The organism is Mesorhizobium ciceri WSM4083, assembly GCF_000519305.1.
Taxonomy (GTDB): domain Bacteria; phylum Pseudomonadota; class Alphaproteobacteria; order Rhizobiales; family Rhizobiaceae; genus Mesorhizobium; species Mesorhizobium ciceri_B.
Genome location: NZ_JAFG01000004.1, coordinates 96,193 through 118,011, shown reverse-complemented (window position 1 = coordinate 118,011; position 21,819 = coordinate 96,193). Strand labels below are relative to the sequence as shown.

Below are 21,819 nucleotides of genomic sequence, written 5' to 3'. Positions count from 1 at the left end.
TTACTGCACCAGCACGGCACGTCCGCATGTCGCGCCGGTGACCCGGACATCGGCCTCGCCGAGATGCACGCCGAGCGTATCGAGCAGGTTGTAAAGCAATGTGTCGACTGGTGCCGTTACGGTTTTCAAGAGCGTTGTCACAGCTGGCTTCACGGTGCCGAGCAACGCCGTTATGTCAAGCCCGAGGATACCAAGCGCATTGACGGAAAGCGACAACTTGTCGACCAGTGACGTTGTCAGCGTCTGGGTAATGTCCCGTGTTGGCGTCGTCTTGATGGTTTTGGCGGCGATCTCGGTTTTGTTGAAGACCAGGTTGGTCGGGCTGACGTTGGTGATGTCGGCACCCGCCGAACCCTTCACCAATATTAGCGGAATTTTTAACAGCAACAGATTGAGGCTGACATCCGCGATGTTGGCGTCGGAGAACGACTGCGGGTTGCTGAAATCCGCGAAGGCGGTGGGGCTGTTATCGGCATCGCTGGCGGCAAGGTTCACCGCCGCGATGCCGGGCTTCGCGGCAATGGTAACCTTCAGGCTGTCGGGGCCGGTCGGGCAGCTGATGTCGGTCAGCTTTGCTTCGGCGTAGGCCACTTCGACATTCAGCGGCAGCTTGACTGACAGCAGGCTGATACCGCCGCCCAGGTTTGGATTGCCGACGCCGACCGTGACCAGCAGCTTGATGCGCGTTTGCGCGGTGCGAACCACGGTGCCGGCTTCTCCAACCGCCAGCCACGGCGAGGATTGCGGCGGTTCGCCGATGGCGATGGCGAGCGTGGTCGACAGCACGCCCGGAATGGTGGCGCCTAGGGCGACGTCGACCTGTTTTGAACCGTTTGCCAGCCCGGCGGCGGCCGTCAGCATTCCCAAGGCGCTGGCGTCGACGCCGAGGCCGGCGGGCCTTTGCCCGAGGCCCAATTTGCCGACGGAGCCGAGATCGACCAGATGACTGAGCGGGATCTGGACCGTACCGGTCGACTTGGACGCGATCGTCTGCAGGGCGACCTTGGCCGTGTTGCCAAGCCCGGGCACATTGGCCATGGCCGTGGCGATCTGGCCGACGGTCGCCTTCGATGCCAGCACATCCGAATACGACACGCCGGTCAGGTTCAGCTGTGTGGCAAGGCCGTCGACGAAGGAGAGCACGCTCACATCGGCGGAGAGCAGCGCGTTGTAGTCCATGACGCTGAGCGAGATGTTGCTGCCGAGAAGTCCGCCGAGAAGCGCGTTGAGGATACCGCCATTGAGGCTTGCGAGCCTCGATCCGACCGAGAACGTCGCCTGCGGCGTCATGCTGGCGATGGCTTGGGTGCCGATGACGGGAGTGGGGATCAGCGAACTCGCGAAATAGCGGGCCGGGATCTTCTTCAGGGTGACACGGACGGCATTGTAGGGTGTTACGCTGGCCTGGAAACGCTGGCCCACATTGGCGCCGGATGCCACATATCGCCCGGGCGTGACCGTCACGACGGTTTTGCCGGCCGCCGGCTCGATCGTCTGTCCCGAGCTTTGAACGACAACCCCTGGCATGCCGTTGTCGGTCAGCGTGGTGACAACCGCTGTGTTGACTTTGGTCATGTTCGAGGCGGCGGTGATCGCCGCCAGGTCCACCATTGCCTGGGCTTCGCGGCGCTCGGTGTAGATCGAGGCTTCGTCGATCGCCACCGCGGCCAGCGCCAGCGCCACCGGCGCGCTCAATGCCGCCATGACGGTGAAGTTCGCTTTCCTGTCACTCAGCATCAACCGGGCAAGCCGACCGATCCCATTGCACGCATGCAGCAGCATTCAAATGCCCCCGACCCTGATCGTTGACTGGCGCTTGATCGTGGTACCGGGCATGGCTATGCCCGGGAAAAGGTTCCAGATCGGCAGGTTGCGGGCGTCGTACTGGATGGACACCACGAACTGGCTTCCATCAGCCGTGCTGTCGTTGGCCTGGTAGGTCAACTTGCTGACATCCACGAAGGGATATCCGCCGGCATTGTTGGTGACGAAGCTGGCTACGAGCGTCTGGCGTTCGGTCTGGTTCAACCCGGCAATTGCCGTGCGGGCGGCATCCGCTGCGATCTGTTGGATCGAGTTGGCGGCGCCGAAGTATATACCATATGCAACCATTCCGAGTAGAAGAAGAATGAAAATCGGTGAAAGCAAGGCAAATTCGACCGCGGAAGTGCCGTGTTCTTCTTGAAATTTCCGCATTAATTGACGGATTTTGGGCAATTTACTTGCTCTGTTACTCATAGCCGCCACGCGTCTGAAGTTCGAACCATATAGAAGGTACTCATAATGTAACCCCAGGTTGCTTAAGAACGCATTAAGACATTCCGGCAAACTGGCATGGCTCCGATTCGCGGTGAAAAATGGCGTCGAGGTGAAAAAACCAAGTCAAGCTTCTGTTTCGGCTGATGTTTCAGCGGCCACGCCATAGCTTTCGTCCGCCTTACTTTGGGTGACCCAGAGAGTCTGTTGAAATAAAAATTCTCCGCGTTAGTGTCTGGGCACGAGCCGCAGGACGGGAAGCAGCGGCGCGCTCAAAGGGGTCAGATATCGGCTCCGGGGCGTCAACACTTAATAGGCGCGCCAACGGCAGCGCCGACAGGGAGAACTTCATGCTGAAAAACATGCTGAAGGCGACGGTGCTCGCCACGACCATGGCGCTGGCCGCCGGCACGTTCTACACGCCGGCTTTCGCCGAGACCGTCTATAACAGAGGCAGCGCCGCCGAAGCGGAGACGGTCGATCCGCACAAGACCTCGACAGTCTACGAAGCGGATATCATACGCGACCTGTTCCAGGGTCTGGTCATGCATGACCAGAAGACGAACCTCATTCCGGGCGCGGCCGAAAGCTGGACAGTGTCCGACGACGGCATTGTCTACACCTTCAAGCTGCGCAAGGATGGCCTCTGGTCGGATGGCAGCCCGGTGACGGCGGACGACTTCGTCTATTCGTTTCGTCGGCTGGAAGATCCGGCCACCGCTGCCGAATACGCCTCGATGCTGTACCCGGTGAAGGGTGCGGAGGACGTCAACACCAAGAAGGGCAAGCCGGAGGATATGGGCGTCAAGGCACTTGACGCAAATACCCTCGAAGTCACGCTCAAGGCGCCGACGCCTTACTTCCTGGAGATGCTGACCCACCAGGCCACCTATCCGGTCAACAAGGCCTCGATCGACAAGCTCGGCGCAGACTGGATCAAGGCGGGTAATCTCGTTTCGAACGGCGCCTATACGCTGGCCGAGTGGATTCCCAACGACCACATGAAGCTGGTCAAGAATCCGAAATTCTGGGACGCCGCGACCGTCAAGATGGACGTCGTCAACTATATCCCGACCGAAGACCGCTCATCGGCGATGAAGCGGTTCGAGGCCGGCGAACTCGACAGCTACGGCGACCTGCCGACCGAACAGCTCGCTGATCTCAAGACCAAGTTCGGCGACCAGGTCCGCGTCGGACCTTATCTCGGCACCTATTATTATGCGATCAAGACCGACAAGGCGCCGTGGGACAATGTCGAACTGCGCAACGCCATCTCGATGGCGATCGACCGCGACTTCCTCGCCGAGAAGGTCTGGCAGAACTCGATGCTGCCTGGCTATTCGATGGTGCCTCCGGGCATCGCGGGCTACACGCCGGCAATGGCCAAATATGCCGACATGTCGCAGATCGACCGCGAGGACGCTGCCAAGAAGACCCTCGAGAAACTCGGCTATACGCCCGAGCATCCGTTGAAGATGGAGATCCGCTACAACACTTCGGAAAACCACAAGAACACGGCCGTCGCCATCCAGGAACAGTTGAAGCCGCTCGGCGTCGACGTCTCGCTGGTCAACACCGACACCAAGACCCACTACTCCTTCCTCGAGCAGAAGGGCGACTACGACGTGGCGCGTGCCGCCTGGATCGCCGACTACAAGGATCCGGAGACCTTCCTCGGCATCACCCGCAAGGCCAGCGGCAACAACTATTCGAGCTATGTCAGCCCGGCGTATGAAGCGGCCATGGACAAGGCTGCGGCTGCCGGCGGCAAGCCGGAAGAGCGCATGAAGGACCTCACTGAGGCCGAGCGCATCCTTGTCGATGACGTCGGTAACATTCCGCTTCTCTACTACAGCTTCCACGACATCGTTTCCTCGAAGCTGCATGGCTTCGACGACAATGTGATGGACATCCATCCGTCCCGCTTCATCAGCAAGGACTGATCCTTAGCCGGGCCGCCGCGCAACTCAATGCGCGGCGGTGCTGGTTTGCCATCGCATCGGCCCGGGAACCGGAATCGATTTTCGGCATGTCGGTGCGAAGATTTGAAAGCTAGAGCGCGTCGTCCAACTGGACGCGCGCGGCTCTGGATCAAGCGGGGCACCGATGCTGCGATACGTATTACGGCGGCTTCTGACCGCCATCCCGACGCTGTTCGTCATCGTGACCATGGCGTTTTTCCTGATGCGCGTCGCGCCAGGCGGCCCATTCAACCAGGAGCGGGGGCTGAGCCCCGAGATCAAGGCCAATCTCGAAGCCCAATTCGGCCTCAACGACCCGCTCTGGCTGCAATTCGTCCATTATCTCGGCAATCTGCTGCGCGGCAATTTCGGCCCGAGCTACAACATGCCGGACTTCACCGTCACCGAACTCTTCGCCAAGGGCCTGCCCATTTCGGTCCAGCTCGGTGCCTCGGCACTCGTCCTGGCGCTGTTGCTCGGTTGCGTGCTCGGCACCATTGCGGCACTGAACCAGAACAAGCTTGGCGACTATACGGTGATTGCGCTGGCCACCGCCGGCAGCACCATCCCCACTTTTGTCATTGCGCCTGTGATCCAGCTCCTGTTCGGGCTGACCTGGAGGCTGTTGCCGATCGGTGGGTGGGGCGATGGCGCTTTCATCAACAAGGTCGGTCCGGTGCTGACGCTCGCTCTGCCGCAGATCGCCATCGTCGCCCGGCTGATGCGTGGCTCGATGATCGAATCCTTGCGGTCCCACCACATCCGCACGGCGCGCGCGCTCGGCCTGTCCGACTGGTCGGTGGTGGTCAAGCACGCGCTGCGCGGCGCCATCCTGCCGATCGTCTCCTTCACCGGTCCGGCGGCGGCGGCACTGCTGACCGGCTCGGTCATCGTCGAGACGATCTTCTCCATTCCAGGCGTTGGCCGCTATTTCGTCGATGCCGCGCTCAATCGTGACTACACGCTGGTGATGGGAACGGTGGTGGTGATCGCCATCTTTACCATTGTCTTCAACCTGATCGTCGACGTCATGTATGCGGTCGTCGATCCGAGGGTGCGCTATGACTGACATCGCAGCCACAGCCGCCCCCACCGTCATCGGCCGTTCGCTCTGGGGGGATGCCTGGGCGCGGCTCAAGGCCAATCGCGCCGCCATGTTCAGCCTGTACTACCTTGCCCTGATCGGTGTTGTCAGCGTGTTCGGGCCGTGGTTCGTGCCGCATCAATACACCACCATCTATGCCGACTATGTGCGCACGCCGCCAAGCCTGTCAGCCTATCCGAAGGCCGACATGATCGAGACGGCGCTCACCGAAGCGATCAAGCGCATGCGGGTCGACATCAAGGAATGGCGGCAGGAAGGCAACCAGGTCTTTGTCACCGTCACGTCGACCAGGCCGATCGATGATCGCAACATCCGCTATCTCGACCGTTCCGATGCCTTTGACGACACCAAGATCGAGAGCAAGTCGTCCGATGGTCTCGAAGTGACGATGAGCGCCTCGATCAAGCAGCAATATTTCCTGTTCGGCACCGATAACACGGGCCGCGATCTTCTCTCGCGCACGCTGATGGCCGGGCGCATATCGCTGGCCATCGGCCTGCTCGCGGGCGTCGTGGCGGTGATGATCGGCGTGGTCTACGGGGCCGCTGCAGGCTTTGCCGGCGGCAAGGTCGACGAGGTGATGATGCGCATCGTCGACGTGCTCTATTCCTTGCCCTTCATCTTCTTCGTCATCATGCTGGTGGTGTTCTTCGGCCGCAACTTCGTGCTGATGTTCCTGGCGGTCGGCGCCGTGCTGTGGCTCGACATGGCGCGCATCGTGCGCGGCCAGGCGCTGTCGATCCGCCGGCAGGAATATGTCCAGGCGGCGGAAGCCATGGGCGTCGGCCAGCGCGGCATCCTGCTGCGCCACGTCATCCCCAACCTGCTCGGCCCGGTGGTGATCTACATGACGCTGCTGGTGCCTCAGGTCATCATCCTGGAAAGCTTCCTGTCGTTTCTCGGCCTCGGCGTGCAGGAGCCCATGACCAGCTGGGGCGTGCTGATCTCGGTCGGCGCCAAGAACATCGGCACCGCCAACTGGCTGCTCCTGTTTCCCGCCTTCTTCCTCGTCTCAACGCTGTTCGCGCTAAACTTCGTCGGCGACGGCCTGCGCGACGCATTGGACCCGAGAGATCGATAAAGATGGGGATCGCTGAGATGGCTGCTTCCGAAACGATCCTCAGCGTCAAGGATTTGCGTGTCCGCTTCCGCACGCTCGACGGCGCCGTCGAGGCGGTGAAGGGCATCAGCATCCACGTCAATGCGGGCGAGACCGTTGCCGTGGTTGGTGAATCCGGGTCCGGCAAAAGCCAGACGATGATGGCGGCGATGAGCCTGCTGGCATCGAACGGCGAGGCGACAGGTCACGTCGACTATCGCGGCCGCAATCTTCTGACGCTCAGCAAATCCGAACTCAACAAGGTCCGTGGCCGCAAGATCAGCATGATCTTCCAGGAGCCGATGACTTCGCTCGATCCGCTCTATTCGATCGGCAACCAGTTGATCGAACCGATCCGCCGGCATCGGGGCCTGAATGCCGCCGAGGCGCGTGAAGAGGCGCTCAACCTGCTGCGGCTGGTGCATATTCCCGATCCCGAGCGGCGGATGAAATCCTATCCGCACGAAATGTCGGGTGGCCAGCGCCAGCGTGTGATGATCGCCATGGCGCTCGCCAACGACCCTGACATATTGATCGCCGACGAGCCGACGACGGCGCTCGACGTGACCATACAGGCGCAGATCCTGATGCTTCTGGCCGAATTGCAGCGCAAGCTCGGCATGGCGATCGTCTTCATCACCCACGATCTTGGCATCGTCCGCCGTTTTGCCGACCGGGTCTATGTCATGCGCCAGGGCGAGGTTGTCGAGGAGGGGGAGGCGGAGGCGATCTTCGCCAACCCACAGCATGCCTACACGAAAATGCTGCTGGCGGCCGAGCCGACCGGCAGCAAGGCGCCGCCGCCCGCCAATGCCCCAGTGCTGCTCGAAGGCAGGAATGTCGAAGTGACGTTCAGGATCGGCGGCGGGTTTCTTGCTGGTGAACCGCTGATGCTGCGTGCCGTCGATCACATCTCCATCCGGCTGCAGCGCAACCAGACCATCGGCATCGTCGGTGAATCCGGCTCGGGCAAGTCGACCCTCGGCCGCGCCTTGCTGCGGCTGTTGCCGAGCGACGGGCTCATCCGTTTCGGCGATCGCGACATTTCCCAAGCCGACCGGCAGGCGATGCGGCCGCTGCGGCGCCAGATGCAGCTCGTCTTCCAGGACCCGTTCGGCTCGCTGTCGCCGCGCATGACCGTTGGCCAGGTCATCACTGAAGGACTTCTGGTGCATGAGCCTGATCTTTCAGGCAAGCAGCGTGATCAACGCGCGGTCGAGGCCTTGCGCGAGGTCGGCCTCGACCCCAACGCACGTAATCGCTACCCGCACGAATTCTCGGGCGGCCAGCGGCAGCGCATTGCCATTGCTCGCGCCATGATCCTGAAGCCCAGGCTGGTGGTCTTGGATGAGCCGACCTCGGCGCTCGATCGCTCTGTGCAGAAACAGATCGTCGAACTGCTGCGCAAGCTGCAGGCGGACCACGAATTGTCCTATCTTTTCATCAGCCATGATCTGTCCGTCGTGCGCGCCATGGCCGACTACATCATCGTCATGAAACAGGGCAAGATCGTCGAGGAAGGGCCGACCGAGGCGATCTTCAGCAATCCGCAGCACGCCTACACGCAGACCCTGATGGCCGCCGCGATCGACGTGACGCGATTTCGGCTGAGCGCCTGAACCGGGCTCGGCACCGAGGCATTGGCTGTCCGCTCAATTCGCGGACCTCGGGCACTTGCGCGCTCGCACAGCGGCAATGGCATCCTGTTGCTGCTTAAGCCGGTCGATCCTGGCTGTTTCGCGGTTGGCCACCGCCGTCTTCACGCGTGAGCCGCCGAGCAGCCAGCGTGGAACATTGGTGTTGGTGACCTTGCCGCGCGTGATTGCCGTTTGCGAGATGTCACGGGCGACGTCTCCCATCGCACTGTTGAGGTCGGTGCATGTCATCGAATCGTATTTCGCTGGATCGACGGTTCTGCCGAGCGATGAACAGCCAGCAACGAGAACCAGCGTCATCACAAGGATCAAGGGCCGGGCTGTGGTTGAATTCAAATTCATGTCGCACTCGGGCCGCCGTTTCACTCTTTCCATCAGGTCCATCGACCCTAAAGCCGACGCACCTTTTCGTCAAAATATGCGGCCGCGAAGGAACCTGCCACTGGGCCCGGCATTTTCGGCCGACGCAGGAACATTTCAGTCACTCGAATTGCTATCTGGCGCGTGTTGGGTTCCATCGCTGGTAAACGGAGAGGGCCCGCCCCGGCGACGTCGGGCGGCCTTTCCTACGCTGCTTCGGCCACGAGCGCCGACGGGGGGCGCCCGCCGAGCACTGTCTGAGCGATGTCGGCGTCATTTTCATCGACATGCGCCGTCACCAGAACCACCCCCTCGGCAACCGCCTGATCATCCGACTTCATGGCGGCCATGGCGAACGTTCCAAACAGACCGCCGGCAACGCCGCCACAGACCGCGCCAGCCACCGCTGTTGGCAATACGCTCGCAGCAACAGGATTGGTGCCATAGGCCGCAACGGCGCTCAGGCAGGCCAACACGCCGGCGGCAGCGCCAAGTAACGATCCTAAAGTGGAAACCCGAAGGTATCCCGCCTCGTCATTGTAAGGCCCGATGATCGCGATCTGTACGCGAGGAATTCCGGCCGCCACCAAGTCGCTGGCAACCCGCGCCGCATCGGCGGGGGAATCAAAAAGTCTGCTAATCGTCGGCATGGTCGCTTAACGCTTCTGGCTGTTCAGCTGCGTGTCGGTGAGGAATGAAGCGGCAATCAGGTCGTCAACCTCGATTCGGCCCTCGCGGCCCTCCATGATGGCCGCGACCTTCTGGAAGGTCTTCATCTCGTCTTCGGTAATCTGGGCTTCCTGCATCCTGGCCTTGATCTCTGTCATGCGCATGCTCAAGGCATGGGATCTTTTGGTCTCACGGTTCGACATGCTGCTGCTCTTAGTTTCATTGACCATTTTTTCCCGCCACCCGAATTTGGGGCAAGGGCAAGCGTTTCCAACCTGGACTTCGGTCGGGTAAGGGCCGGACCTAAGTCTGGTCGTGGGCACATGATCGGGACGCGTGCCAAGAGGCCTCTCGTGGCCCCACTCCCATCCAAACTCGAACCCCATCAAGAATCTTGGCCGGATCCCTGCGTTCGTACCGTCGTTCGATCACCGCGGGATGGTGCCGATGGGTTAGGACGGAGCCCGTCACGGCAGCGCTGTCGTGGTGATGATGCCGGCGCCCATGATCATAGAACGCCACGACGGAACATTAGGCGTGCCTGACGGTTTATTTCTCGCAGCCAGGATCACGATTTGGTGTCTGCTGAAGATCAGTCGGCAAAGGCTGGTCGGCCCGCGTTCTCTGCCAGAGGCGCGGGCTTCCCCCAGGCAACAGGAGAGAAATCATGAACAATATCATTTGGCTCGTTGGAGCTGTGGTCATCGTGATAGCGATCTTGAGCTTTTTTGGCCTCCGCTGAGCGGGACGCGCGTACCAGTCGGGATGTTTTCCGGAATCTGCCCGCGAGCGCACGCATGAAGGCATCAGGCGGCCGGTTGAGACCGTCTGGTTACTGTCCAGTGCAACAGGCATCGCTGTCAGGCGGTCACAGAGGCACGGCGAATAGAAATTCGCCCATCCGACTGACGGGGGACGAGAGTAATCTCGCTTGAGGGGCAGGTGGAGCGCCGAAGTCGGGATGCGCTAACTCTTTGTTTTTTCTGGTCGGAGTGGCAGGATTTGAACCTGCGACCCCCTCGTCCCGAACGAGGTGCGCTACCAGGCTGCGCTACACTCCGTGACCAGACCGCGGGCTTATAGCCGCCACACTTCGTTCCTGCAAGCGGCATGGCGGCACTTCTGTCGCATTTCGTAGGCTTTCGTCGAGCATAGCCCTAAAGGCTCGGATTCCCTCCTGGGATAAACGTGGCTTAAAGCCTTCTGTGCTAAGCCGCAGTCCTCGACAACTCGTAATTTCCGTCACTCGGAGTTTTCCAGTCTTGTCCTTCAGCATCGTTGGCGACGCCCGGCCCAACAGTTTCGAATTCGAAACCGAAGCGCTGATCAAGGCGTCCGGCTTTCGCGAATATGATGCGCGCTGGTGGTTCGGCCATCCCGGTTCCGCGCAACTGCCGGAGCTCAATCTGATCGGCGTCCAGGCGCTCGGCATGGGGCTTGGCACGCTGATCCGCCGTGTCGGTGCCGGTCCCGATATCGTCACCGGGCATGATTTCCGCTCCTATTCGCTGTCGATCAAACTGGCGCTGGTGTCCGGTTTGATGGCAGCAGGCGCACGGGTGAGGGACATCGGACTGGCGTTATCGCCGATGGCCTATTTCGCCCAGTTCGCACTGGACGTGCCTTCGGTCGCCATGGTCACCGCCTCGCATAACGAGAATGGCTGGACCGGCGTCAAGATGGGCGCGGCGCGGCCGCTGACTTTCGGACCGGAAGAGATGAGCGCGCTGAAGGCGATCGTGCTGGCTGGTGATTTCGATCTCGTCGGCGGCGGCTCCTACGATTTCGTCCGCGATTTTCGCGCCACTTATCTCGACGATTTGACCCGCGACAAGCGCATCACGCGAAAGCTGAAAGTGGTCGCCGCCTGCGGCAACGGCACCGCCGGCGCCTTCGCGCCGCAAGCGCTGCAGCGCATCGGCTGCGAGGTCATCCCGCTCGATGTCGAACTCGACCATACCTTTCCGCGCTACAACCCCAATCCCGAGGACATGCAGATGCTGCATGCCATCAGGGACAAGGTGCTGGAGACGGGAGCCGATGTCGGCCTTGGCTTCGATGGCGACGGTGACCGCTGTGGCGTCGTCGACAATGAGGGCAATGAGATTTTTGCCGACAAGGTCGGTGTGATGCTGGCGCGCGATATCTCCAGCCAGCATCCGGGCTCGACCTTCGTCGTCGACGTCAAGTCGACCGGCCTGTTCAACACCGACAACGTGCTGCGCGCCAACGGCGCCGTTACTGATTACTGGAAGACCGGCCACTCCTACATCAAGCGCCGCGTCGCCGAGCTTGGCGCCGTCGCCGGTTTCGAAAAATCGGGCCATTTCTTCTTCAACCCGCCGATCGGCCGTGGCTACGATGACGGCCTGGTCACCGCCATCGCCATTTGCCGGATGCTGGATCGCAGTCCTGGCAGTTCGATGGCCGATCTCTACCGCGCGCTGCCGCTGACCTTCGGCACGCCGACCATGTCGCCTCACTGCGCGGACGATATGAAGTATGGCGTCGTCGAGCGGGTCGTTGTCGACTTTCAGGCCATGAAGCGGGATGGAATGGTTTTCGCTGGCCAGAAGATCGCGGACCTCATCACCGTCAACGGCGTGCGCGTCGTCGCCGATGACGGCACCTGGGGGCTGGTGCGCGCCTCGTCGAACAAGCCGGAACTGGTCGTGGTGGTCGAAAGCCCGGTATCGTCGCAGCGTCGCCGACAGATGTTCGACGCCGTCGACGCCGTACTGCGCCGCAGCCCCGAAGTGGGCGCCTACAATCAGACCTTTTGAATGGTAGTTGAATGACCGAGCGGATTGTCAGTTTTGTCATGAGCGGCGGCGTCGGCTCGAGGTTGTGGCCGCTGTCGCGCGAGGACAACCCCAAGCAGTTCCACGATCTGTCCGGCGATGGCTCGATGCTGGCCAAGACCTTGCGTCGGCTGACCGCCCGGCCGGAAGGCGAAACGCCGATCTTCCTGATCGCCGCGGAGCGCCATGCCGATCGTGTTCACGCCGATCTTGCCGGCCTCGACCTCGCCGGCGGCGGGCCGCTGTTCGAGCCGACCGGGCGCAACACAGCCGCCGCCGTCGCACTGGCGACGTTGCGCACACTGTCCGAGTTCGGCGACAGTCTGGTGCTGGTGGTGCCGTCTGACCATGAGATATCGACCCCGCGCCAGTTCTGGCAGAGCGTCGAAGCCGGCACCGAGGCAGCGCGTAGTGGACGGCTGGTGGTGTTTGGCATCAAGCCGACACAGCCCGAGACCGGCTACGGCTATATCGAGGTCGCAGCCGAAAGCGGCGGCATCTTCGATGTATCGCGCTTCGTCGAAAAGCCGGATATTGCGACTGCGCAGAGCTATCTCAAGGCCGGAAATTTCTACTGGAACACCGGTATCTTCCTGTTTCGCGCCAGCACCATGCGCGACGCCTTCATAGCGCTCCAGCCGGATATCTGGCAGGCCACCGAAGCAGCTTACAAGGCAGCGACATCGGATCTGTCCGGCCTTTACATGCCGCTAGAACTCTACGCCGCCATTCCGTCGAACTCGATCGACTACGCGATCATGGAGCGGGCAAAAGACATCGCCATGGTGCCGGCCGGCTTCCGCTGGAACGATCTCGGCTCGTGGCAGTCGCTGCTCGATGTCGGCCCCGCAGACGACCGGGGCAATGTCATCATCGGCGATGTCGTCGCCATCGATTGCGAGAATTCCTACATTCGCAGTGACGGCCGCCTGCTGTCGGCGATCGGCATGAAGGACATCGCCATCGTTTCGACATCGGATGCCACCTTCGTCGCCCCGGTCAGCCACAGCCAACACGTCAAGAAGATCGTCGAGCAGCTCGAAAAATCGGGTCGCCTGGAAACCAGGTTCACGCCGGCGCATGACCGCGTCATCGAAAGCGGCGCCTGGCGGCGGCGCGTGCATCACTGGCTGTTTCAGGAGACCTTGCCGCTGTGGTCGACATCGGGCGTCGACGAACGCCATGGCGGCTTTCACGAAGCGCTCGGCCTGGACGCCTCGCCGTTGATGAAGCCCAAGCGCATGCGCACCATGGCAAGACAGGTCTATGCTTTCGCCGTCGCCCGGGCGCGCGGCTGGGACGGTCCGGCTGACCGTCTGATCAGCCACGGCATCGCCTTCATGGCCGGCAAGGGCCGCACCGACAAAGGCGGCTGGGTTCGCACGCTGAATGTCGACGGCTCGGTCGCCGACGCCACCGAGGATGCCTACGATCATTCCTGCGTGCTCCTGGCACTGGCGCATGCGCATATGTCTGGCAATTCCGACGCCTTGCGGCTCGGCGAAGAAACCTTCGCCTTTCTCGATGCGCATCTCGAGGACAGCCGCATGACCGGCTTCCTCGAAACGTCGGACGGGGAGGGCGAGCGGCGCTCCAACCCGCACATGCATCTGCTCGAGGCATTTCTTGCCTGGTATCAGGCGACCGGCGAGCGCGCCCATCTGCGCCGCGCGGCGCGCATCATCGACCTCTTCCGCAGCCATTTCTTCGACCCAGAAAGCTGGACGTTAGGCGAATATTTCGATGCCGAATGGAAACCATCCGCCGGCGAGAAAGGCTCATGGACCGAGCCCGGCCATCACTTCGAATGGGCCTCATTGCTGGTCGATTTCGCCGGGCGTAGCGGCCAGGCCGAGTTGAGCGGCTTTGCCCGGAAACTCTACGCCTCGGCCACCGCCAATGGCCTAAACCGCGCCACCGGCCTTGCCTATGGCGCCGTCTCCAGGCAGGGCCTGCCGCTCGATCTGATATCGCGCAGCTGGCCGCAAGCCGAAGCGGTGAAGGCGGCGATCGCGCTGGACGGTTCGGGTGGTCCCGACCTCAAGCCGGAGATCGAAGCGCGTGTCGGCCGGCTGTTCCGCTGGCATATCGACCCGGCGCCGCTCGGCCTGTGGATCGACCGCATCGACGAGCGCGGCCGCTCGCTGGCATCGGACGTGCCGGCAAGCATCTTCTATCATCTGGTCTGCGCGCTGACCCAGTATCTGGATGGGACGGCCGACCCGAAGGCGTAGAGGGCTGGATCAGTACGGGCTCACCACGTCGCCCGTCTCGACATAGATCGACTTCAGCTGCGAATAGAGCGCCAGCGCCGCCAGTGAATTCTCACGTCCGATGCCCGACTGCTTGAAGCCGCCGAACGGGATTTCCACCGGCGTCAGATTGTAGGCGTTGATCCAGCAGGTGCCGGCCTGTAGCTCGGCAATGACGCGGTGGGCGCGCGGCAGGTCGCGCGTGAAGACGCCGGCGGCAAGGCCGAATTCGGTGTCGTTGGCGCGGTCGATCACCTCGTCCTCATCGTCGAACTTCAGCACACTCATGACAGGCCCGAAAATCTCTTCGCGGGCGATGCGCATTGTGTCGGTGACGCCGGTGAACACCGTCGGCTCGACGAAGAATCCGCCCTGAAAACCCTGCAGCGAAGGCACGCTGCCGCCGCAGGCGAGAACAGCTCCGTCCTGCTTGCCGATTTCGATATAGCCGACCACCTTGTCGTGCTGCGCCTTGGAGACCAGCGGGCCCATCTGAGTTTCGGGATCGAGCGGGTCGCCGATGCGGATTTTCTTGGTCCGCTCTATCAGACGGTCGACAAAGCGGTCGTGGATGCCGCTCTGCACGAAGACGCGCGTGCCGTTGGAGCAGATCTGGCCGGTCGAATAGAAATTGCCGAGCATGGCGCCGCCAATGGCGTTCTCGATGTCGGCATCGTCGAACACGATCAGCGGCGACTTGCCGCCGAGCTCCATCGTCGCGTGCTTCATCTTCGAGCCGGCCAGCGACAGCACCTTGCGGCCGGTCGGCACCGAGCCGGTCACCGAGACCTTGGCGACGACATCGTGGCCGACAAGCCCGGCGCCGACATCGCCATAGCCCTGCACGACATTGAACAGTCCGTCGGGCAGCCCGGCTTCGCTGTAGATCTCGGCCAGCGCCAGCGCCGACAGCGGCGTGTTTTCCGATGGCTTGAACACCATGGCGTTGCCCATGGCGAGCGCCGGTGCTGATTTCCAGCCGGCGATCTGGATCGGATAGTTCCAGGCACCGATGCCGACACAGACGCCGAGCGCTTCGCGTCTTGTGTAGGCGAAGGGCCCGCCGAGATCGACCGACTCGCCATTGTAGGCGGCAACCGCACCGCCGAAATATTCAAGGCAGTCCGCCGCCGAAGGGGCGTCCGCCACCAGCGTTTCCTGGATCGCCTTGCCGGTATCCAGCGTCTCGATGCGGGCGAGGTCGGCATTGCGGGCGCGCAATATGTCGGCGGCGCGGCGCAGGATACGCCCGCGCTCGACCGGCTTCAGCCGCGCCCAGGCGGGTTGCGCAGCGCGTGCTGCCTCGACCGCCAGTTCCAGCACGTTCGGCGTCGCCGAGCGCAGCATGGCAATGGTCTCACCGGTTGCCGGATAGATGACCGGCAGCGGCGCGCCGCCCTCGTCCTCGATGTAGCGTCCATTGACATAGTGCGATGCCGTGGGCTGGGCGCGCATGGTTTTCTCCAGATGTATTCGCTATGGCGGAGCACGTCCGTTCGACAATGCCCTATCGATCCGCGACCTGCCAGCGCGGATTGATCCACGGTTCCTGGTTGGACGGCGCCAGCGGCGTCCGGCCAAGGATGTGATCGGAAGCCTTCTCCCCGGTCATGATCGATGGCGCATTGAGATTGCCGTTGGTGACGCGCGGGAAGATCGAGGAATCGGCGACCCGCAAGCCTTCGATGCCGATGACCCGGCATTCCGGATCGACGACGCTCATCATGTCGTCGGCGCGGCCCATCTTGCAGGTGCCGCAAGGATGGTAGGCGCTCTCTGCGTGATCCCTGATGAAGACGTCGAGATCGTTGTCCGACTGCACGTGGCTGCCCGGCGATATTTCCTTGCCCCGATAGAGGTCGAACGCCGACTGGCCGAAGATCTCGCGCGTCAGCCGGATGCAGTGGCGGAACTCCGCCCAGTCGTCTGGATGCGACATGTAGTTGAAGTGGATCACCGGCTTCGATTTCGGGTCCGGAGAGCGCAGCGTCACCGAGCCGCGCGACTTCGAGCGCATCGGCCCGACATGCGCCTGGAAGCCGTGCGACTTGGCCGCTGCCTTGCCGTCATAGCGGACAGCGGCAGGGATGAAATGGTATTGGATATCGGGGTAGTCGACGCCGGCGCGCGAGCGCACGAAGGCCGCTGCTTCGAAATGGTTGGTGGCGCCAAGCCCGGTCTTGAGGAACAGCCACTGCGCCCCGATGAGCGCTTTCGAGAACGGATTCAGCACCGAATTGAGCGTGATCGGCAGCAATGATTCCTGCTGGATGTAGAGCTCCATATGGTCCTGCAGATTGCGGCCGACGCCGGGTCTGTCGGCCACCACCGGAATGCCGTTTTCGCGCAAATGTTCGGCCGGGCCGATGCCGGACAGCATCAGGATTTTGGGCGAATTGATCGACGAGGCGGCGACGATCACCTCACGTCGCGCCTTAACGACCTGAATCTGTTTGTGAGCTTCGATCTCGACGCCGATGGCGCGTTGATTCTCGATGATCACCCGCCGCGCAAAGCCCTTGACCAGACTCACATTTTTGCGCTTCAGCGCCGGCTTCAGATAGGCTGATGCCGCCGACCAGCGGCGGCCGCCGCTGATGGTCTGCTCCATCGGCCCAAACCCTTCCTGCTTGGAACCATTGTAGTCGTCGGTCAGTTCGAACCCCGCCTGGCGGCCGGCCTCGACAAAGGCGCCATAGAGCGGATTTTTACGCGAGCCGCGCTGCACATGCAGCGGGCCGCCGTGCCCGCGCCAGCCATCCTCCCCACCGTCCGAGTCCTCCATGCGCTTGAAATAGGGGAGCACGTCGGCGAAGCCCCAGCCGGCCGCACCCTCTTCGGCCCAATGGTCGAAGTCGCGGGCGTGGCCGCGCACATAGACCATGCCGTTGATCGAGGACGAGCCACCGATGACCTTGCCGCGCGGTGTCGCCAGCACGCGGCCGCCGAGATGCGGCTCCGGCTCGCTGGCAAAGCCCCAGTCGTAGAGGCTCATGTTGAGCGGGATCGACAGTGCCGACGGCATCTGGATCAGCGGCCCGATATCGGTCCCGCCGAATTCGATGACGATGACCGAATGCTTGCCGTCCTCCGACAGGCGATAGGCCATGGCCGAGCCGGACGAGCCGGAGCCGATGATGACGAAATCTGCTTCAAGCATGGTTCATATGCGCCATAAAATCGGCGAGCGAGACATTGCCGCCGGTAGCCACGACGAGGACGGTTTTGTCCTTCACATCCACCTTGCCGCCGAGCAGTGCCGCCAGCGACGCTGCGCCCGATGGTTCGAGCACCAGCTTCATGCGCTCGAAGGCGATCCGCATGGCACGCCGCACCGATTGGTCGTCAACGGTGATGCCGCGCACACCGGCGGTCTTCACCGCCGCGAACGGTGCGTCGCCCGGCCGTCGCGACATCAAACCGTCGCATATCGATTTCGGCCCGATCGGCATCGTCTCGATGCTGCCATGTGCCAGCGACGAGCCCATGCCGTTGAAACCGTCCGGCTCGACGCCTATGATCTCTGTCGCTGGCGACAGATAGTGGAAGGCAAGCGAAACGCCGCCGATCAGGCCGCCGCCACCGACCGAGCAGAACAAAAGATCGGCGCTGGCACCTTTGGCTTCGAGTTGGTCAAGCGCTTCGAGGCCGGCGCCCGCCTGGCCGGCGACGATCTCCGGATCGTCGAATGGATGCAGCAGGGCCAAGCCTTCGGTTTCAGCGATCTCGCGTGCCTTGGCCGCGGCGACTTCCTCACGTGCGCGCTCGCCATGATCGGTCAGCACGACGCGGGCGCCATAGCCTGCCGTGGCATCACGCTTGGCGGCCGGTGCGTCGATCGGCATGACGATGGTGACGGGAATGCCGAGCGCCTGGCCGGCAGCCGCCAGCCCTTGCGCGAAATTGCCGGAGGAATAAGCGACGACACCTTTCCTGGCTTCGTCAGCCGAAAGCTGCTTCAGGCGCCAATAGGCGCCGCGCACCTTGAACGAGCCTGCCCATTGCAGCGATTCCGGCTTGATGAAGACGCGGGCCGCCCCCATCTCTCTGGCCAAAGCCGTCGATTCCAGCAGCGGCGTGATCTGTGTCGCCCTGGATGTGACGGCATAGGCCTGCTTGAGATGGTCGAGGGAGGGGACGAGAAGGTCTGACATCATTCGCCTCGCGGATACCTTTTGCTCTCTTCGAGATTGTCGAGGTTCATGTGATTGCGCATGTAACGCTCGGACGCTTTTTGCAGCGGCTGGAAATCCCAAGGGTAATAGGCGCCGTTGCGCAGCGCCGGATAGACGACCCAGCGGCGCGCCTGGCTTTCGCGGACGGCGGCATCGAAGCCGGCCATGTCCCAGCGCGCCTGGACCTTGTCCAGGAAGGCCGCCACCAAGCCCGCATTGGCGGGGTCGTCGGCCAGATTGTCTCGCTCGAGCGGATCGACTTCGAGATCGAACAGTTGCGGCGGATCGAGCTCGCAATGGACGAATTTGTATCTGCCGTCGCGGATCGCCACCAAAGGCGCATTGGACCCTTCGGCGGCATACTCCATCAAGACCGGCGCTGTGCGCTCGATACCCTTGGTGAGCGGCAGCAGCGACTGGCCGTCGGTCCACGGCGAGATCGCGGCGATGTCGATGCCGGCGAGGTCGCAAAGCGTCGGCGCCACGTCAAGATTGGAAACCGGCGTCTCGATCAGCCCGGCGTGAACATCCTTGCCGGCAATCATCAGCGGCACCCGCGCCGAGCCCTCGAAGAAACTCATCTTGAACCACAGGCCGCGCTCGCCGAGCATGTCGCCATGGTCCGAGCAGAACAGGATGATGGTGTCGTCGGCCATGCGGGTGCGCTCGAGAACGTCCAGGATCTCGCCCAGCTTATCGTCGACATAGGAGATGTTGGCGAAATAACCCTGCCGCGAACGACGCACCTGTTCCGGCGTAATCTCGAAAGAGGGATAATCGCTGGCGTGGTACAGCCGCCGGGAATGCGCATCCTGCTCGTCATGCGCGATGAACCCGGTTTCCGGATCCAGCGCCTGGCAATGCTCATAGAGATCCCAATATTGCTTGCGCGCGACATAGGGATCGTGCGGATGCGACAGCGAGACGGTCAGGCACCAGGGCCGATGGCTCGCATCGTCCTGTTCGCGCGAAAGCTGATAGAGCTTTTGCGTGGCGAGGAACACGACCTCGTCGTCATACTCCATCTGGTTGGTGATCTCGGCGACGCCGGCGCCGGTCACCGAGCCCAGATTGTGGTACCACCAGTCGATACGCTCGCCGGGCTTGCGGTAATCCGGCGTCCAGCCGAAATCGGCAGGATAAATGTCGGTCGTCAGTCGCTCTTCGAAACCGTGCAACTGGTCCGGCCCAACGAAATGCATTTTGCCCGACAGAGAGGTGTAGTAGCCGGCGGCGCGCAAATGATGGGCGAAGGTAGGGATCGACGAGGCGAATTCGGCCGCATTGTCATAGACGCCGGTGCGCGACGGCAACTGTCCGCTCATGAACGAAGCGCGGCCCGGCGCGCAGAGCGGCGAGGCCGTGTAGTTGTTGGCAAAGCGTGCCGAACGCGCGGCCAACGCTTTCAGATGCGGTGTGTGCAGAAACTCCGCCGGGCCGTCCGGAAACAGGGTTCCGTTGAGCTGGTCGACCATGACGATCAGAAAATTGGGTCGCTTCATTGTCACTGTTTAGGCCGTTCGCCAAGTTTGGTTTCAAGATAGTCCTCGACCAGCGCGATTGCGGTCGCGGCATCAGGCACGCCGTCTTTCAGCGCCCGCCTGATGTAGAGCCCGTCGATCATCGCCGCGGTCGCTTCGGCGGCGCGGTCGGCCTCGGCCCTGGGCAGGATGCCGACAAGCCCGCTCATCAGGTTCGAGTGCAGCCGCCGCGCATAGACCCTGAGCAGCCGGCGCAAGGCCGATGATTTCTGCGCCTCGACATAGAAGGCGAGCCAGGCGGCGATGGTTTCCGGCTGGAACTGGATGTCGGAGAAGTTGACGGCGACCACCGCCGAAACGCGTTCGCGCGCAGTGGCAGCCGATTGCAGGGCGCGTCGCATGTCGATGGTCAGTTCGGCCAGAATGTGCCGCATCGTTGCCAGCAACAGCTCGTCCTTGGCGCCGAAATAGTGATGGGCAAGAGCTGAGGACACGCCGGCGCGTCCGGCGATCTCGGACATGGTGACGTCGAGCGAGCCGCGCTCGCCGATCGCCGAGATCGTCGCGTCGATCAGCGCCTTGCGGCGCAGCGGTTCCATTCCGATTTTCGGCATCTCGCCATGATCCTTTGAGAAACAGGGTTATTTTTTATTGACGCGTCAATCAACAAAAAAATCGGCCGCGATCTTGGCTGTACCAAGCGATTGTCCGCCTCCAGCCCTTCACGAACCAGCCGGATTGTTTATCTTTGAACAATAAATGCGACGTGCGCCGTGAGCCCACATGTTAGGCTGGCGCCAAGGATGGAGACCGCCATGACCGCATGCATCGCTGGCTGGGCGCATTCGCGCTTCGGCAAGCTCGAAGGCGAAACGCTCGAAAACCTCATCGTCAAGGTGGCAACGGACGCGCTCGACCATGCCGGCATCGGTCCCGACGAGGTCGACGAGATCGTGCTCGGCCATTTCAACGCCGGCTTTTCGGCCCAGGATTTCACCGCCAGCCTGGTGCTTCAGGCCGACGACCGGCTGCGCTTCAAGCCGGCGACGCGCGTCGAGAACGCTTGCGCCACCGGATCGGCGGCGGTCAGGCAAGGTATCCGCGCCATCGACGCCAATGCCGCCCGCATCGTGCTGGTGGTCGGCGCGGAGCAGATGACGTCGACGCCGGGGCCGGAGATCGGCAAAAACCTGCTCAAGGCGTCCTATCTGCCCGAGGATGGCGACACGCCTGCGGGTTTCGCCGGCGTCTTCGGCAAGATCGCGCAGGCCTATTTTCAGCGCTACGGCGACCAGTCGGATGCGCTGGCGATGATTGCCGCCAAGAACCACAAGAACGGCGTCGACAATCCCTATGCGCAGATGCGCAAGGATTTCGGCTATGAGTTCTGCCGCCAGGAGAGCGAGAAGAACCCGTTCGTTGCCGGTCCTCTGAAGCGCACCGACTGCTCGCTGGTCTCGGACGGCGCCGCCGCCCTTATCCTCGCCGACACCGCGACCGCACTGAAGATGCGCCGGGCAGTCGCTTTCCGCGCCAACGAGCATGTGCAGGATTTCCTGCCGATGTCGAAGCGCGACATCCTGACCTTCGAAGGCTGCGAGCAGGCCTGGAACCGGGCGTTGAAATCGGCCGGCGTGACGCTCGACGATCTGTCCTTCGTCGAAACGCATGACTGCTTCACCATTGCCGAACTGATCGAGTACGAGGCGATGGGCCTTGCCAAGCCGGGAGAGGGGGCAAAGCTGGCGCTGGACGGCACGACAGCCAGGGATGGCCGCCTGCCGGTCAATCCATCCGGCGGGTTGAAGGCCAAGGGCCATCCGATCGGCGCCACGGGCGTGTCGATGCATGTCTTGACCGCCATGCAGCTTGTCGGCGAGGCCGGCGGCATCCAGGTGCCCGGTGCAAAACTCGGCGGCATCTTCAATATGGGCGGTGCGGCGGTCGCCAACTACGTTTCCATTCTCGACCGGATCAGATAAACCGCCCGCATTTACGGGAGGGT

17 protein-coding genes and 1 tRNA gene are annotated in these 21,819 nt (G+C 62.4%); 7 read left to right on the top strand and 11 right to left on the bottom strand.

What is annotated here, in order from left to right; genetic code table 11:
* The gene (locus tag MESCI2_RS0106480) at positions 1-1,782 is read right to left on the bottom strand and encodes a TadG family pilus assembly protein (protein ID WP_027035852.1); all 1,782 of its coding nucleotides are present in this window, start codon (positions 1,780-1,782) and stop codon (positions 1-3) included.
* Positions 1,783-2,196 carry a TadE family protein gene (locus tag MESCI2_RS01000000134395; protein WP_185928987.1) on the bottom strand — a complete coding sequence of 138 codons (414 nt, stop codon included), beginning with the start codon at positions 2,194-2,196 and terminating at the stop codon, positions 1,783-1,785.
* A 410-nt stretch (positions 2,197-2,606) separates the two neighbouring features.
* Between MESCI2_RS01000000134395 and MESCI2_RS0106470 the strand changes: the two genes are divergently transcribed.
* The 4 genes from MESCI2_RS0106470 (at position 2,607) to MESCI2_RS0106455 (ending at position 8,040) form a co-directional block, all read left to right on the top strand.
* Entirely contained in the window at positions 2,607-4,199 is a 1,593-nt protein-coding gene (locus tag MESCI2_RS0106470; RefSeq protein WP_027035850.1) for a peptide ABC transporter substrate-binding protein, read from the top strand.
* 163 nt (positions 4,200-4,362) lie between these two features.
* A complete protein-coding gene (locus tag MESCI2_RS0106465; protein WP_027035849.1) occupies positions 4,363-5,286 on the top strand; it encodes an ABC transporter permease subunit in 924 nt (307 codons plus the stop codon).
* Positions 5,279-6,403: an ABC transporter permease gene (locus tag MESCI2_RS0106460; protein ID WP_027035848.1), complete on the top strand. Its 1,125-nt coding sequence runs from the start codon at positions 5,279-5,281 to the stop codon at positions 6,401-6,403. Before MESCI2_RS0106465 ends, MESCI2_RS0106460 begins: the two co-directional genes overlap by 8 nt.
* A gap of 17 nt (positions 6,404-6,420) precedes the next feature.
* Positions 6,421-8,040, top strand: a complete 1,620-nt coding sequence (locus MESCI2_RS0106455; RefSeq protein WP_027035847.1) for an ABC transporter ATP-binding protein — start codon at positions 6,421-6,423, stop codon at positions 8,038-8,040.
* 33 nt (positions 8,041-8,073) lie between these two features.
* On the opposite strand, the gene MESCI2_RS0106450 is transcribed toward MESCI2_RS0106455, so the two are convergent.
* The 4 genes from MESCI2_RS0106450 to MESCI2_RS0106435 form a co-directional block, all read right to left on the bottom strand.
* Positions 8,074-8,418: a hypothetical protein gene (locus tag MESCI2_RS0106450; protein WP_027035846.1), complete on the bottom strand. Its 345-nt coding sequence runs from the start codon at positions 8,416-8,418 to the stop codon at positions 8,074-8,076.
* Between the two features lie 224 nt (positions 8,419-8,642).
* Positions 8,643-9,086 (bottom strand): hypothetical protein, encoded by a 444-nt coding sequence (locus MESCI2_RS1000000138760; RefSeq protein ID WP_027035845.1) that lies wholly within the window; start codon positions 9,084-9,086, stop codon positions 8,643-8,645.
* Between the two features lie 6 nt (positions 9,087-9,092).
* A complete protein-coding gene (locus MESCI2_RS0106440) occupies positions 9,093-9,263 on the bottom strand; it encodes a hypothetical protein (protein ID WP_430981656.1) in 171 nt (56 codons plus the stop codon).
* Positions 9,264-10,089: 826 nt separating this feature from the next.
* Positions 10,090-10,166 (bottom strand) — tRNA-Pro (locus MESCI2_RS0106435).
* Between the two features lie 201 nt (positions 10,167-10,367).
* On the opposite strand from MESCI2_RS0106435, the gene MESCI2_RS0106430 reads away from it, so the two are divergent.
* Complete coding sequence (locus tag MESCI2_RS0106430) at positions 10,368-11,888, top strand: phosphomannomutase/phosphoglucomutase (protein ID WP_027035843.1); 1,521 nt, start codon at positions 10,368-10,370, stop codon at positions 11,886-11,888.
* Positions 11,889-11,899: 11 nt separating this feature from the next.
* On the top strand, positions 11,900-14,140 hold the full coding sequence (locus MESCI2_RS0106425; RefSeq protein WP_027035842.1) for a mannose-1-phosphate guanylyltransferase/mannose-6-phosphate isomerase: 2,241 nt from the start codon (positions 11,900-11,902) through the stop codon (positions 14,138-14,140).
* 9 nt (positions 14,141-14,149) lie between these two features.
* Here the strand turns inward: MESCI2_RS0106425 and betB are convergent, their stop codons facing one another.
* From betB to betI, 5 genes are read right to left on the bottom strand one after another with little or no spacing between them, the layout of a single operon-like run.
* Complete coding sequence (gene betB, locus MESCI2_RS0106420) at positions 14,150-15,613, bottom strand: betaine-aldehyde dehydrogenase (RefSeq protein ID WP_027035841.1); 1,464 nt, start codon at positions 15,611-15,613, stop codon at positions 14,150-14,152.
* 52 nt (positions 15,614-15,665) lie between these two features.
* Positions 15,666-17,318: a choline dehydrogenase gene (gene betA / locus MESCI2_RS0106415; RefSeq protein WP_027035840.1), complete on the bottom strand. Its 1,653-nt coding sequence runs from the start codon at positions 17,316-17,318 to the stop codon at positions 15,666-15,668.
* Positions 17,311-18,312, bottom strand: a complete 1,002-nt coding sequence (locus MESCI2_RS0106410) for a threonine/serine dehydratase (RefSeq protein WP_027035839.1) — start codon at positions 18,310-18,312, stop codon at positions 17,311-17,313. Before MESCI2_RS0106410 ends, betA begins: the two co-directional genes overlap by 8 nt.
* On the bottom strand, positions 18,312-19,841 hold the full coding sequence (gene betC, locus MESCI2_RS0106405) for a choline-sulfatase (RefSeq protein WP_027035838.1): 1,530 nt from the start codon (positions 19,839-19,841) through the stop codon (positions 18,312-18,314). Before betC ends, MESCI2_RS0106410 begins: the two co-directional genes overlap by 1 nt.
* Positions 19,838-20,428, bottom strand: a complete 591-nt coding sequence (gene betI / locus MESCI2_RS0106400; protein WP_027035837.1) for a choline-binding transcriptional repressor BetI — start codon at positions 20,426-20,428, stop codon at positions 19,838-19,840. The genes betC and betI overlap by 4 nt, the downstream gene beginning before the upstream one ends.
* A gap of 201 nt (positions 20,429-20,629) precedes the next feature.
* Between betI and MESCI2_RS0106395 the strand changes: the two genes are divergently transcribed.
* Positions 20,630-21,796: an acetyl-CoA acetyltransferase gene (locus tag MESCI2_RS0106395; RefSeq protein ID WP_027035836.1), complete on the top strand. Its 1,167-nt coding sequence runs from the start codon at positions 20,630-20,632 to the stop codon at positions 21,794-21,796.
* Positions 21,797-21,819: the final 23 nt, after the last annotated feature.

Coding starts and splice junctions, on each gene's coding strand:
- MESCI2_RS0106480 (WP_027035852.1), bottom strand. CDS start 1,782: ATGCTGCTGCATGCGTGCAATGGGATCGGTCGGCTTGCCCGGTTGATG.
- MESCI2_RS01000000134395 (WP_185928987.1), bottom strand. CDS start 2,196: ATGCGGAAATTTCAAGAAGAACACGGCACTTCCGCGGTCGAATTTGCC.
- MESCI2_RS0106470 (WP_027035850.1), top strand. CDS start 2,607: ATGCTGAAAAACATGCTGAAGGCGACGGTGCTCGCCACGACCATGGCG.
- MESCI2_RS0106465 (WP_027035849.1), top strand. CDS start 4,363: ATGCTGCGATACGTATTACGGCGGCTTCTGACCGCCATCCCGACGCTG.
- MESCI2_RS0106460 (WP_027035848.1), top strand. CDS start 5,279: ATGACTGACATCGCAGCCACAGCCGCCCCCACCGTCATCGGCCGTTCG.
- MESCI2_RS0106455 (WP_027035847.1), top strand. CDS start 6,421: ATGGCTGCTTCCGAAACGATCCTCAGCGTCAAGGATTTGCGTGTCCGC.
- MESCI2_RS0106450 (WP_027035846.1), bottom strand. CDS start 8,418: ATGAATTTGAATTCAACCACAGCCCGGCCCTTGATCCTTGTGATGACG.
- MESCI2_RS1000000138760 (WP_027035845.1), bottom strand. CDS start 9,086: ATGCCGACGATTAGCAGACTTTTTGATTCCCCCGCCGATGCGGCGCGG.
- MESCI2_RS0106440 (WP_430981656.1), bottom strand. CDS start 9,263: ATGACAGAGATCAAGGCCAGGATGCAGGAAGCCCAGATTACCGAAGAC.
- MESCI2_RS0106425 (WP_027035842.1), top strand. CDS start 11,900: ATGACCGAGCGGATTGTCAGTTTTGTCATGAGCGGCGGCGTCGGCTCG.
- betB (WP_027035841.1), bottom strand. CDS start 15,613: ATGCGCGCCCAGCCCACGGCATCGCACTATGTCAATGGACGCTACATC.
- betA (WP_027035840.1), bottom strand. CDS start 17,318: ATGCTTGAAGCAGATTTCGTCATCATCGGCTCCGGCTCGTCCGGCTCG.
- MESCI2_RS0106410 (WP_027035839.1), bottom strand. CDS start 18,312: ATGTCAGACCTTCTCGTCCCCTCCCTCGACCATCTCAAGCAGGCCTAT.
- betI (WP_027035837.1), bottom strand. CDS start 20,428: ATGCCGAAAATCGGAATGGAACCGCTGCGCCGCAAGGCGCTGATCGAC.
- MESCI2_RS0106395 (WP_027035836.1), top strand. CDS start 20,630: ATGACCGCATGCATCGCTGGCTGGGCGCATTCGCGCTTCGGCAAGCTC.